This is a genomic window from Pseudomonas sp. GV105, from assembly GCF_003058185.1.
GTDB lineage: Bacteria > Pseudomonadota > Gammaproteobacteria > Pseudomonadales > Pseudomonadaceae > Aquipseudomonas > Aquipseudomonas veronii.
The window spans coordinates 177,427-190,136 of record NZ_QBUF01000010.1 but is presented as its reverse complement, the minus strand read 5'-3'; the positions used below and the strand labels follow the sequence as shown (position 1 = coordinate 190,136).

13 protein-coding genes are annotated in these 12,710 nt (G+C 62.5%); 8 read left to right on the top strand and 5 right to left on the bottom strand.

Annotated features, from left to right (window positions below):
• Positions 1–5: 5 nt before the first annotated feature.
• A complete protein-coding gene (locus tag C8K66_RS20660; protein WP_057005203.1) occupies positions 6–650 on the bottom strand; it encodes a DUF1826 domain-containing protein in 645 nt (214 codons plus the stop codon).
• Positions 650–1,858: a zinc metallochaperone GTPase ZigA gene (gene zigA, locus C8K66_RS20655; protein WP_108525803.1), complete on the bottom strand. Its 1,209-nt coding sequence runs from the start codon at positions 1,856–1,858 to the stop codon at positions 650–652. The genes C8K66_RS20660 and zigA overlap by 1 nt, the downstream gene beginning before the upstream one ends.
• Before the next feature lie 139 nt (positions 1,859–1,997).
• Between zigA and C8K66_RS20650 the strand changes: the two genes are divergently transcribed.
• Complete coding sequence (locus C8K66_RS20650; RefSeq protein WP_108525801.1) at positions 1,998–2,366, top strand: glutamine synthetase; 369 nt, start codon at positions 1,998–2,000, stop codon at positions 2,364–2,366.
• On the opposite strand, the gene C8K66_RS20645 is transcribed toward C8K66_RS20650, so the two are convergent.
• Positions 2,363–3,565 carry an N-acetylmuramoyl-L-alanine amidase gene (locus tag C8K66_RS20645; protein ID WP_108525799.1) on the bottom strand — a complete coding sequence of 401 codons (1,203 nt, stop codon included), beginning with the start codon at positions 3,563–3,565 and terminating at the stop codon, positions 2,363–2,365. The genes C8K66_RS20650 and C8K66_RS20645 overlap by 4 nt on opposite strands.
• 129 nt (positions 3,566–3,694) lie before the next feature.
• Between C8K66_RS20645 and folE2 the strand changes: the two genes are divergently transcribed.
• From folE2 to C8K66_RS20615, 6 genes are read left to right on the top strand one after another with little or no spacing between them, the layout of a single operon-like run.
• Entirely contained in the window at positions 3,695–4,585 is an 891-nt protein-coding gene (gene folE2 / locus C8K66_RS20640; protein ID WP_017850046.1) for a GTP cyclohydrolase FolE2, read from the top strand.
• Positions 4,582–5,250 (top strand): metal ABC transporter ATP-binding protein, encoded by a 669-nt coding sequence (locus C8K66_RS20635; RefSeq protein WP_017850047.1) that lies wholly within the window; start codon positions 4,582–4,584, stop codon positions 5,248–5,250. The genes folE2 and C8K66_RS20635 overlap by 4 nt, the downstream gene beginning before the upstream one ends.
• Positions 5,250–6,116, top strand: a complete 867-nt coding sequence (locus C8K66_RS20630) for a metal ABC transporter permease (RefSeq protein ID WP_017850048.1) — start codon at positions 5,250–5,252, stop codon at positions 6,114–6,116. Before C8K66_RS20635 ends, C8K66_RS20630 begins: the two co-directional genes overlap by 1 nt.
• Before the next feature lie 11 nt (positions 6,117–6,127).
• The gene (locus C8K66_RS20625) at positions 6,128–7,006 is read left to right on the top strand and encodes a metal ABC transporter substrate-binding protein (protein ID WP_017850049.1); all 879 of its coding nucleotides are present in this window, start codon (positions 6,128–6,130) and stop codon (positions 7,004–7,006) included.
• The gene (locus tag C8K66_RS20620) at positions 7,003–7,563 is read left to right on the top strand and encodes a DapH/DapD/GlmU-related protein (protein ID WP_017850050.1); all 561 of its coding nucleotides are present in this window, start codon (positions 7,003–7,005) and stop codon (positions 7,561–7,563) included. The genes C8K66_RS20625 and C8K66_RS20620 overlap by 4 nt, the downstream gene beginning before the upstream one ends.
• A 3-nt stretch (positions 7,564–7,566) precedes the next feature.
• On the top strand, positions 7,567–8,904 hold the full coding sequence (locus C8K66_RS20615; protein ID WP_108525797.1) for a dihydroorotase: 1,338 nt from the start codon (positions 7,567–7,569) through the stop codon (positions 8,902–8,904).
• On the opposite strand, the gene C8K66_RS20610 is transcribed toward C8K66_RS20615, so the two are convergent.
• On the bottom strand, positions 8,901–9,422 hold the full coding sequence (locus tag C8K66_RS20610; protein WP_108525795.1) for a DUF3617 domain-containing protein: 522 nt from the start codon (positions 9,420–9,422) through the stop codon (positions 8,901–8,903). The genes C8K66_RS20615 and C8K66_RS20610 overlap by 4 nt on opposite strands.
• 130 nt (positions 9,423–9,552) lie before the next feature.
• Between C8K66_RS20610 and cls the strand changes: the two genes are divergently transcribed.
• Positions 9,553–10,992, top strand: coding sequence for a cardiolipin synthase (cls, locus tag C8K66_RS20605; RefSeq protein WP_017850053.1), 1,440 nt, complete (start codon positions 9,553–9,555; stop codon positions 10,990–10,992).
• A gap of 500 nt (positions 10,993–11,492) precedes the next feature.
• Here cls and cfaB read toward each other — a convergent pair whose 3' ends face one another.
• Complete coding sequence (gene cfaB, locus C8K66_RS20600) at positions 11,493–12,677, bottom strand: C17 cyclopropane fatty acid synthase CfaB (protein ID WP_026140407.1); 1,185 nt, start codon at positions 12,675–12,677, stop codon at positions 11,493–11,495.
• Positions 12,678–12,710: the final 33 nt, after the last annotated feature.

The window sequence follows — 12,710 nt, the reverse complement described above, 5'->3', positions numbered from 1 at the left end:
CGCGGTTATGCCAGCCAATCCAGCGTCAGAATTAACCGTCGCTCATCGGCTTTAAGCTGCGGCGAGCGGTGAATCAGGCCGTGAGCTTCGTTGCCATGCCACTTCGTCCCTTTGAGCAACGCCACTTCGCCGCAGTGAATCTGCTCGATACGCTCGCTGGGCTCGGCATCCGCCTGGCCCAACTGGCGGCGGTCCATCACACCTTCGCGCAACCATTGGCTGCCGATGCCGGCATACGTGGTGATCAGGCGCACGGGCACATGGTCGACGTGAAAGCGCGGGCACATGGCTTTGTCCAACAGGCGCAAACGCACGCCGATCCGACGGGCACCGAGCAGGCAGGCAAACGCGCCGATCAGCCACGACACATCGGCGATAAACCCTTCGTAACCCTCAAGATCGCGGCAGCAGGCGGCTAATCCCTGCACGTTCGGCACCGCGTCGTCGCTGGCCAACTCGATGACCAGCGACTCGGCCAACGGCTCGTCGAGCGCCACCAGCAAGGCGCCGAACTCGGCGATGTGCAACGGCAATTGGCGCTGCCACAGCGCCAGGTTGACGCCGTCTTCGAGAATCTCGGACAGCGCCAGCGGGGTGTCGCCGCAGGTCTGGCGGATCACCGGGCGCAGGGGGATGAGCGGTGCCAGCATCAGGCGGCCGCCTCTTCATACCAAGGGCCAAAAGGATCGGCCAGCAAGCGCCATGCGTCGACGCCCAGGGCCATTTCTTCATCGGTCAGCAGGCAGGCGTCCAGTTCGGTAAGCATCTGCGCGAAGTCGATGTTCTGCCCGATGAACACCAGTTCCTGACGGCAATCGCCGGTGCTTGCTTGCCAGTGGCCCATGATCGCGGCGACGCTTTCTTCGTCCTGCGGCCACTGGCTTTTCGGCACAAAACGCCACCAACGTCCGGCAAAACCATGGCGCATCAGGCCGCCGGCCTGGGACCAACTGCCGGCGTCCTGCGGCTTGCTGGCCAGCCAGAAAAAGCCCTTGGAGCGCAGGAGTTTGCCGTTCACCCAAGGGCGGTCGATAAACTCGAAAAAGCGCTGCGGATGGAACGGACGGCGCGCGCGGTAAGCCGTGGAGGCGATGCCGTACTCTTCGGTTTCCGGCACATGCTCGCCGCGCAATTCCTGCAGCCAGCCGGGGGCCTGGACGGCGCGTTCGAAGTCGAAGCGGCCGGTGTTGAGGATTTTGTTCAGCGGCACTTCGCCCATGACCATCGGAATGATCTCGGCCTGGGCATTCAGGCGTTCGAGGATGGCCATCAGTTCCTCACGCTCGTGGCGGCCGATCAGGTCGATTTTGCTGATCAGGATGACGTCGGCAAATTCGATCTGTTCGATCAACAGGTCGGTGATCGAGCGTTCGTCTTCTTCGCCAAGGGTTTCGCCCCGCGACGCGAGGCTTTCGGCGGCCTGATAGTCGAGCAGGAAGTTCATGCCGTCGACCACGGTGACCATGGTGTCCAGGCGCGCGATATCGGCCAGGCTCTGCTCGTTTTCATCGCGAAAGGTGAAGGTTTCGGCCACGGGCAACGGCTCGGAGATGCCGGTGGATTCGATCAACAGGTAATCGAAGCGACCGTCCCTGGCGAGTTTTCCGACCTCTTCGAGCAGGTCTTCACGCAAGGTGCAGCAGATGCAGCCGTTGCTCATCTCTACCAGTTTTTCTTCGGCGCGGTTGAGGGTGACGTCGCGCTGCACCTCACCGCCGTCGATGTTGATTTCGCTCATGTCGTTGACGATCACCGCCACCCGCAGGTTGTCGCGGTTGCGCAGGACATAGTTGAGCAGCGTACTTTTACCGGCGCCGAGAAAGCCGGACAACACGGTAACGGGGAGACGATTGGGCATCAGGTCATTCTCATCAGGCCGCCCGTTCAAGCCGGGCTGTACTTAATGTTATATTATAACAACACAAATAAGCCAATCCCCCGCTTGCTCATCATGACCAACGGAGCAATGCTGGCGCCTGTCTACGTCGAGAAACCCTATGAAATATCTACTGTGCAGCCTGCTGTTGCTCATCACGACCCAGGCCTGCGCCCAAGTGCCGAGTCTGTCGGCCAATTGCACGCGCAGCGCCAACCTGCTGGCCTGCGTCGATCCGCTGGGCAATGCCTACAGCGTGGCGACGGTTGGCAGCACCACGTATCTGCGCGGTTTCGAGGCGATCGGCAGGCGCTATTGGGCGCAAACCAACAGCCGCTACGGGCAACTGACGTTCTTCACCGGCTTGGCCTCGGACGGTGAAGCGTGGGTCGGCTACACGCGGCGTGTGGGCTGGACCACAATCAACCGGTTTTCCAGCTCCGGTGGCGCCAGCGCCACGTTCACCTGCAGCCGTGTGACCGGCTGTTAGGCCTGGTTGTGTTTCTGTTCCTGGACCCAAGCCATGTAGCTGTTCACCGGCGGGTTCTTCTGGAAATAGCGCTGCAGGCCGAGGAACAAACCCTCCGCCACCGCCTGTTGATGCCGCGCCGTGACCAGCCGCGCACTGTCCCGCGCATTGGAGATAAACCCGGTCTCCACCAGGATCGACGGTACATCCGGTGACTTGAGCACCGCGAACCCGGCCTGTTCCACACGCTTCTGATGCAACGAGGTGATGCCTTCCAGGCTACCCAGGATCGAGCTGCCCAGTTGCAGGCTGGAAGCGATGGTGGCGTTCATCGACATGTCGAGAATTACCCCGGCCAGCATCGGGTCCTTGTCCTTGAGGTTCAGCAGACTGGTGGCGCCCAGCAGGTCGGCGCCGTTTTCCCGTTGCGCCATGAACCGCGCCGTGGCCGAGGTGGCACCGCCTTCGGACAAGGCATACACCGAAGCCCCCGACGCGCTGATCCGTGGTGCCGCATCCGCATGCACCGAGATAAACATGTCGGCGTTGTGTTTGTGGGCGATCTCCACGCGCTTGCGCAGCGGCACGAAGAAGTCATCGTTGCGCACCAGCTTCACATCGAAACCTTTCTCGCGCTTCAAGCGTTTGGCCAGCAATTGGGCAATGGACAGCACCACGTCTTTTTCGCGCTGGCCCTTGGAACCAATAGCGCCGGGGTCCTTGCCGCCGTGGCCGGGGTCGACCACCACGATGATGTCGCGCTTGGGGTGCGCCCTGTCGACCAGCGGCCGGGGTGCGGCCGCTATCGGGTGAGGCACCTGGGTGGCGCTGGTGAGATCAAGCACCAGGCGGTGCCCTTGCCCATCCTGGGGCGGCAACAAAAAGCTGGTGAGCTGCATCGGTGTGGCGAGGTCCAGCACGATGCGCGTATCCGCCTTGCCGAAGTGCCCAGAGCGAATCGAGGTGATCCCGCTGTTTTTCAAGACCAACTGAGAGAAGTCGCCACTGAGCCCGGCGCCGCTCAGGTCGATGATCAGGCGTTCCGGCGCGGTCAGGGAAAAAGTCTTGTAGTTCACCGGGCCACTGAGGTCGAACACCAGCCGCAGCTTGTCGTCCGAGCGCCACAGGCGGGCGTTGCGAATCTGCGTGGCCGACGCGGTGAAGGGCAAGGTGAACAGCGGGCTGACCAGGAGCAGGTTGAGGAGCTGACGTCTGTGCATGACAAATACCGCAAATAAAGGAGCGTCCTTACTCGACATGACTGAAAAAAGGCCGGAGCAGAAAATTCATCGTCGACTCAATCGTTATAATATAACATGTCTTTTTTATCGCCAACGATGGACCTGCTCATGAATGCGCTGACTCTGCCGGATATCGCCGCGCAGGCTTCACGCCAAGCCTTGCCGCTCGATTGGGTGGGCATGTGCGGCATCGCCTTGCCTATTTTGATCGACGACCAACGCCTCGCCGCCACGGCCGATGCCGGCGTCAGCCTGGACGACGGTGCCGCCCGTGGCATTCATATGTCGCGCCTGTACCTGGCGCTGGAGATGCTCGACCAGCAGCCACTGACTCCGGCACTTCTGCGTAAGGTACTGCAGCGTTTTCTCGACAGTCATGAAGGTTTATCTAATAACGCCTACCTGCGTATCCACACCGATCTGCTGCTCAAGCGCCCGGCATTGGTCAGCCCACTGGCTGGCTGGAAGGGCTACCCGGTGAGTATCGAAGCGCGCGTGGAAAACCAGATGTTCCACGTGGAACTAAACATTGAGGTGACTTATTCCTCAACCTGCCCGTGCTCGGCGGCCCTCGCCAGGCAGTTGATTCAGCAGCAATTTCTCGAAGATTTCGGCAACACGCCGTTGCAGCATGCCGATGTGCTGACCTGGCTCGGCAGCGCCAACGGCATCGTCGCCACGCCCCACAGCCAGCGCAGCAGCGCGCAACTACGTGTCCAGTTGCGCGGCGAGCAGCTGGCGCTGACCGAGTTGATCAATACCGCCGAAGCCGCCCTCGGCACCGCCGTGCAAACCGCGGTGAAACGTGCGGACGAACAAGCCTTCGCCCTGGCCAACGGACAGAACCTGATGTTCTGCGAAGACGCCGCCCGCCGCCTGAACCTCGCCTTGAAACGCTCGGATGCCGTCCAAGCCTTCCACCTCAAAGTGATCCACGCCGAAAGCCTGCACGCGCACGATGCCGTGGCTGAAAGCCGTTGGACGAGACACTCAGCATGATCACCTGCACCGCTTTGCGCTGGGGTGCCCCCGGCCAACCCCTGACACCCGCCGTGGACTTCACCCTGGAAACCGGCAGCCTTACTGGCGTGATCGGCCCCAACGGCTGCGGTAAAAGCAGCCTGCTCAAAGTCATCGCCGGCCTGCAAAAACCGCTGGCGGGCAAAATCCGCGTGGATGTGCCGCGTCGCGGCGGCGTGTCCTTCCTGCCCCAGCAACAACACCTCGATCGGCAGTTCCCCATCAGCTTGCAAGAGCTGGTCGCCGCCGGTTTCTGGGGCACCCGACTCACCCCGCAACAACGCAGCGAACGCCTGCACGCCGTGTTGGAAGACTGGTGCCTCAGCGGCCTGGAACAGCGCCCGTTGATGGCCTTGTCCGGCGGCGAACTGCAACGCGCCCTGCTCGCCCGCATGAGCCTGGCCGAAGCGCCGGTGTTGCTGCTCGACGAACCCCACGCCGCCCTCGACGAAGACGGCCAGGCCCTGTGCTGGAAACATATCCACGCCTGGCATGACGAGGGCCGCACGGTGGTCGTGGTCTGTCATGACTTGGCCTCCGTGCGTCAACACACCCAGCAAGTGGTGCAGATCAAAAGCACGGGCTGCCGGTTCGGGCCGAGCAAAGAACTGATCCGCCCGCAACCGCACATGCAGGTGGCCTGATGCACTTCACCGCCCACCTGTGGATGCCGTTTCTCGACTTCGTGTTCATGCGCCGCGCCTTGATCGGCGGCCTGGTGCTCGCTTGCAGCACCGCGCCGCTGGGGGTGTTCCTGATCCTGCGGCGCATGAGCCTGATCGGTGACGCCGTCGCCCACGGCATCCTGCCCGGTGCCGCCCTGGGTTTCTGGTTCGCCGGCCTGAGCCTGCCCGCGCTGACCATCGGCGGCCTCGGCGCCGGCCTGAGCATGGCGGGGTTGGCCGCGTGGATCACCCGTCGCACCGGCCTGCGCGAAGACGCCAGCCTGGCCGCCATCTACCCCATCTCTCTCGCCGCCGGTGTGCTGATCCTCGGCCTTGCCGGCAAGCGCCTGGACCTGCTGCACCTGCTATTCGGCTCGGCCCTGGCCGTCGACGAAACCACCTTGACCGGCATGCTCTGGGTCTCCGGTTTCAGCCTGGTCGCCATGGTGCTGATCTACAAACCGCTGCTGCTGGACACCCTCGACCCGCTGTTCCTGCAAACCGTCAGCCGCCTCGGCCCGTTGGCCCACGGGCTGTTTTTGACCCTGGTGGTGCTGAACCTGGTGATCGGTTTCCAGGCCATCGGCGCGCTGATGGTGGTGGGTTTGATGATGTTGCCGGCCATCGCGTCCCGCTTCTGGAGCCGGCGCTTGCCGGTGCTGATCGCAGTATCGGCAGTGCTGGGATGCCTGTCGGTGTGGCTTGGCTTGTTGCTCTCGTTCTACTACTCACTGCCCAGTGGCCCGGCGATTGTGCTGGTGGCTGGCGGCGGGTACCTGCTGTCCGTGATCTTCGGTCCGGTGCATGGCTTGCTGCGCCGCCCGCCCTTGCTGTCATCCCAATGAGGTGTCTCCCGATGCGTGCTCTACTCGTGTTGTTCAGTCTGCTACTGCCGTTGTCCATGGCCCAGGCCGCCGACAAACTCCAGGTGGTGACCAGCTTCAGTATTCTCGATGACATTACCCACCAGATCGGTGGCGAACACATCCAGATCAGCAACATGGTCGGCCCCGACGCCGACGCTCATACCTACGAGCCGACCCCGGACGACGCCAAGGCGCTGCTCAAGGCCAAGCTGATCATCAAAAATGGCCTCGGCTTCGAGCCGTGGCTGGACCGCCTGGTGACCAGCACCGAAACCCGCGCCACCGTGGTTACCGCCAGTAAAGGCGTGATCTCCCACACCATGGAAGAAGACGGCGAAACCATCCCGGACCCGCACGCCTGGCATAACCTGGCCAACGCCGAAATCTATGTGAACAACATCACCAAGGCGCTGGTGGCCGCCGACCCAGCCAACCAGGCCGACTACCTGCGCAACAGCCAGGCGTACCTGAAAGACATCTACCGTTTGCTCGCCGAGGCCAAGGCCAAGTTCGGCGCACTGCCAGCGGGCAACCGCCGCATCGTCACCTCCCATGACGCGTTCGGCTACCTGGGCCAGGCCTATGGCATCCAGTTCCTCGCGCCTCAGGGTTTGTCCACCGAGCGTGAGCCTTCCGCCGCCGAAGTCGCCGCGCTGATCACTCAGATCCGCAAGGACAAGGTCAAAGCCGTGTTCATTGAAAACATCAAGGACTCGCGCCTGCTCAAACAGATCGCCAGCGAAAGCGGCGCGCAGATCGGCGGCACGCTGTATTCCGACGCCCTCGCCGCAGAAGGCCCGGCCAGCACCTTTATCGGGCTGTTCGAATACAACCTCAACACCCTGTGCGCCGCGTTGGGCAAACCATGATCCGCAAGAACCCATCCGGTGATCTGCCGGTGATTGCCGAATCGGCCTACGTCGATAAAACCGCGATCATCTGCGGCAAGGTCATCATCGGTGAGAACGTATTCGTCGGCCCCTACGCCGTGATCCGCGCGGACGAAGTCGACGCCAGCGGCGACATGGACCCGATCACCATCGGCGCCAACTCCAATATCCAGGACGGCGTGGTGATCCACTCCAAATCCGGCGCGGCGGTGACCATCGGCGAGTTCACTTCCATCGCCCACCGCTCCATCGTCCACGGCCCCTGCAGCGTCGGCGACCGCGTGTTCATCGGCTTCAACAGCGTGTTGTTCAACTGCGCCGTCGGCGACGGCTGCGTGGTGCGCCACAACTCGGTGGTCGACGGCCGCGACTTGCCCGCCGCGTTCTACGTGCCTTCGACCACCCGCATCGGGCCCAACACCGACCTGTCGCAATTCCCGCCGGTGAGCGTCAGCGCGTCGGAGTTTTCCGAGGACGTAGCGCGTACCAACGTCGATCTGGTGCAGGGTTACAAAGCCCTGCAAAACGAGTTCTGAAGCATGAGCCGCCTGTTGATCCGCAACGCCCGACTGGTGAATGAAGGCCAGGTATTCGACGCCGACGTGCTGGTCGCCCATGGCCGTATCGAGAAGATCGCCAGCAGCATCACGGGGCACACGGCGCCTGTGGAAATCGACGCCCACGGTCAATGGCTGCTGCCGGGGATGATCGATGACCAGGTTCACTTTCGCGAACCCGGCGCGCCGGACAAAGGCGGTTTCTACAGCGAATCCCGTGCAGCGGTGGCCGGCGGCATCACCAGTTTCATGGACATGCCCAACACCCGGCCGGCCACCCTCACCCTGGAAGCGCTGGCCGACAAAAAACGCCGCGCCGTCCAGCACTCGGTGGCCAACTACGGTTTTCACTTCGGCGTCAGCAATGACAACCTCGACACCGTCGCCGCGCTCGACCCGCGGCAAGTGGCCGGGGTCAAAGTGTTCATGGGCGCGTCCACCGGCAACATGCTGGTGGACGATCCACGGATTCTGGAGCGCCTGTTCGCCGATGTGCCGACGATCCTGCTGGCCCACTGCGAACACACGCCGAGTATCCAGGCCAACGAACAGCGCTTGCGCGAGCGTTTCGGCGACAACCTCCCCGCCGCCGCCCACCCGCTGATCCGCGATGCCGAAGCCTGTTATCGCTCGTCTTCACTGGCGGTGGAACTGGCCAAGCGCCACGGCACGCGCCTGCATGTGTTGCACCTGAGCAGCGCCCGCGAGTTGGCGTTGTTCGAAGACCGGCCGCTGGCGCAGAAACGCATCACCGCCGAGGTCTGCGTCCATCACCTGTTGTTCGACGACCGCGACTATCACCGCCTGGGCCACCAGATCAAATGCAACCCGGCGATCAAGACCCGCGCCGACCGCGACGCCTTGCGCCTGGCCCTGCTCGGCGAGCGGCTGGATGTGATCGGCACCGACCATGCACCGCATACCTGGGCGCAAAAGCAGTTGGCGTATGGTGAGGCGCCGTCGGGTTTGCCCCTGGTGCAACATGCGTTGCCGGCGTTACTGGAGTTGGTGGCCGATGGGCTGCTGCCGCTGACCACCCTGGTGGCGAAAACCAGTCATCGCGTCGCCGACCTGTTCGCGATCCCGGACCGTGGCTACCTGCGTGAAGGCTATTGGGCCGACCTGGTGCTGATCAAACCCGAACCCGAAGGCAAGCCGGTCCGCAGCCAGCCGATCCTGGCGCGCTGCGGCTGGACACCGTTCGCCGAGCGCCGCTTTCGCCACAGCGTCAGCACCACTCTGGTGTCGGGCCAGTTGGCCTGGCACACCGGCCAGGTGGTCGACAGCTGCCAGGGCCTGCCCCTGCACTTTCAGCGTTAAGCGCGCGGTTTGACGCTGCCGCAGTTTTCCCCCAGCCACTGGGCGTGACTGTCCAGGCTGCCCTTCTGCTGAATGCCGGTGGCATTGAAGGTGCCGTTGACCGTGGTGGTGAATTCCTTCTGGCTCTGGAAGGTGGCCACGCCGGTGCCCTGGGCTTTCGGGCAGCTGAAACGGAATTTCCACTGGTTGCCGTTCTTGTCGGTCACTTGCTGTTTGCAGCCCGACTGCGGATCGGTCAGCGGGATCGCGTCGGAGGCGACCTGGGCGGGGGTGAGGCACACCTGCACGCCTTTACCGGCCATGGTGATGCCTTGTTTCTCCAGCATGGCGCGCTGTTCGGGGGTCATTTGTTGCTTGAGCTGACCGAGGATCAATGACAAATCCGGCAGGTCCTGGTTATCCACTTTCATGTTGCTCGTGGTCAATTCCCACAAACCAGGCGCCAGCATCTGCGCCTGGGCCGCCACGGGCAGCGACAAACCAATAACCATGGCCAAACCTAGCAGACGAGCATTCATCGGGTAACTCCTGGATAATTGTGGGCATTAGACGCCACAAAAGCGCCAGTGTTGCACGGCAAATAAAATAGCGACATTCCTGACCGAACATGGTCTGTTAGGCACTGGATTGCCTGGAGTACCATCGTCCATGGATTTTTTTGGCCCGCACCTGCTCGCCTACTTCATCGCCACGCTGCATTTTCTCGGGACGCTCGCCGCGATCCATGCAGTGCTGACCGTCAGGACCGCCCAAGGCTCGATTGCCTGGGCGTTGTCGCTGATGTTCATACCCTACCTCACGCTGATCCCGTACCTGATCTTCGGCCGCAGCACCTTCGATGCGTACATCCAGGCGCGGCGCCAGGCCAACCAGGAAATGCACACTGCGATCAACGAGCTGAACTGGCGCCCGTGGGTCGAGGAAGCCCTGGCCGCCCGCAACTCCAGCGCCTACGCCTCCTTGCGGGCGATGCCGAAGCTGGGCCGCATGCCGTGCCTGGCGAATAATGAAGTGCGTTTGCTGATCAATGGTGACGCCACCTTCAGCGCGATCTTCGAGGCGATTCGCCGCGCCAAAACCGCCGTGCTGTTCCAGTTCTTCATCATTCATGACGACGAGCTCGGTCGGCAGTTGCATGCCTTGCTGAAGGAAAAAGCCGCCCAAGGCGTCGCCGTCTACGTGCTCTACGACCGCATCGGCAGCCACGCCCTGCCCTCTCACTATGCACAAACGCTGCGCGACGCCGGGGTGCAGGTCAAGGCGTTCGCCACCCGCAGCGGCTGGCTCAATCGCTTCCAGGTCAACTTCCGCAACCACCGCAAGATCGTGGTGGTGGATGGCATCACCGGGTTTGTCGGCGGGCATAACGTCGGCGATGAATACTTGGGCAAAAAGCCGCCGCTGGCACCGTGGCGCGATACCCATGTGCAGGTCACCGGCCCGGTGGTGGCGTGCCTGCAGGAATCGTTTGCCGAAGACTGGTTCTGGGCGGCGCGGGAACTGCCGCCGCTGATCCTGCCGGACACCTACCCCGAAAACGGCGTGCTCTGCCAATTGCTCGCCAGCGGCCCGGCCGACCCTTATGAAACCTGCTCGCTGTTTTTTGTCGAAGCGATCCACGCCGCGACCGAGCGGGTGTGGATCACCAGCCCGTATTTCATCCCGGATGAAGCGGTGTTTGCCGCCCTGCGCCTGGCGGTGCTGCGCGGGGTCGACGTGCGCCTGCTACTGCCGTCGCGGCCCGACCACCGCATCGTGTATGCCGCCTCCAGCCTTTACGCGATCGAAGCGGTGCGCGCCGGGGTGCGGGTGTTCCGCTATACGCCGGGGTTTCTGCACCAGAAAGTGGTGTTGGTCGACAGCGAAATCAGCGCGATCGGCAGTGCGAACATGGACAACCGTTCGTTCCGCCTGAATTTCGAGGTGATGTTGCTGACCGTCGATGAAGCCTTCGCCCAGCAAGTGGAACACATGCTGCTCGATGACTTCGCCCAGGCCCATGAAGTCAGCCAGGAAGAAAGCCGCGAAACCCGCCGCCTGCAACAACTGGGCATGCGGGTCGCGCGGCTTATCTCACCGATTCTCTAACAGACACTGCTGTAAAAAGTGGGAGTGGGCTTGCCCCCGATAGCGGTGAATCAGTGCCCAATCCGCTAGCTGACACACCGCAATCGGGGGCAAGCCCCCTCCCACATTTGGATCTGCGGGGCTGTGGGAAAATGCTTCAGCGGTAGATATCTTCCCGCGTCCACGGCAGTTCGTGGCTGCCATCGGCGAAGGGTTTTACCGCCAGTATGCGGATCGCACGGCGTGTTTCACCGCTTCACCAACAGACGCTGCGGTAAAAATGTGGGAGGGGGCTTGCCCCCTCCCACATTTGGATCTGCGGGGCTGTGGGGAAATGCTTCAGCGGTAGATATCTTCCCGCGTCCACGGCAGTTCATGGCTGCCATCGGCGAAGGGTTTTACCGCCAGTATGCGGATCGCACGGCGTGTTTCACCGCTTCACCAACAGACGCTGCGGTAAAAATGTGGGAGGGGGCAAGCCCCCTCCCACATTTGGATCTGCAGGGCTGTGTGAAAATGCTTCAGCGGTAGATATCTTCCCGCGTCCACGGCAGTTCGTGGCTGCCATCGGCGTGGGGTTTTACCGCCAGGATCTGGTGCAGGTTGATCCAGCCCCGCGCAAACGCGTAGGCGCAACCGGCCAGGTACAACCGCCAGATGCGCAACGCCTGCGCCGGCACCATCTTCGCCGCCGCTTCCAGGTTGTCTTCCAGGCGTTCGCTCCAGTGGTCCAGGGTGCGTGCGTAGTGCAGGCGCAGGCTTTCCACGTCGACCACTTCGAGCCCGGCTTCGCTGAGTTCGGCGGTCATCATCGCCAGGTGCGGCAGTTCGCCGTTGGGGAAAACGTAGCGCTCGATGAAATCCCCGGCGCCGCGGCCCACGGGGCGTCCGTCGGTGTGCTTGGCGGTGATGCCATGGTTCATCACCAGTCCGCCTTCGCGCACCGCGCCAAACAGGGTTTTGCAGTATTGCGCCAGGTTGGCGTGGCCGACGTGTTCGAACATGCCCACGCTCACCACTTTGTCGAAACGACCGTCCTGGGGCAGGTCACGGTAATCGAGCAGTTGCAGGTCCACCTGATCGTCCAGGCCCTCGGCTTTCACGCGTGCCTTGGCCAGGGCCAGTTGCTCCTTGCTCAGGGTGATGCCGAACACCTTTACCCCGAACTCCCGCGCCGCATACCGCGCCAGCCCGCCCCAACCACAGCCGACATCGAGCAAATACTCCCCCGGCTGCAAGCGCAACTTGCGGCACAGGTGGCGGAATTTGTCTTGTTGGGCCTGATCGATGGATTCGCTGCCGGTTTCGAAATAACCGCAGGAATACGCCATGTCCTGGTCGAGCCACAGCTGGTAGAACTCGTTGGACAGGTCGTAATGGTAGGAAATCGCCGCTGCGTCAGTGGCCTTGTCGTGGAACGAGCGCACCGGACGATTGCCCCCATCGTCATCGACCAGGGCGTGACTCAACTCGTCACACACCCGGATCACCTCGGAGATGGAGCCTTCCAGCTCCAGTTTGCCCTCGACGAAGGCTTCGCCCAATGAATCGAGCGTGGGATGGGAAAGCTTGGACACAATCGTGGGGTCCTTCACCACGATGGTCACACTGGGCTCAGGGCCCAAGTTGAATTCATGGCCGTCCCAGAGTCGAAGACGCAGCGGTAGCTGAAGATTCTGTAAGGCCGGTGGAAGTTGCGCGAGCATGAGTAGTCCCCCCTTGTTTCAGACGTCTGGAAA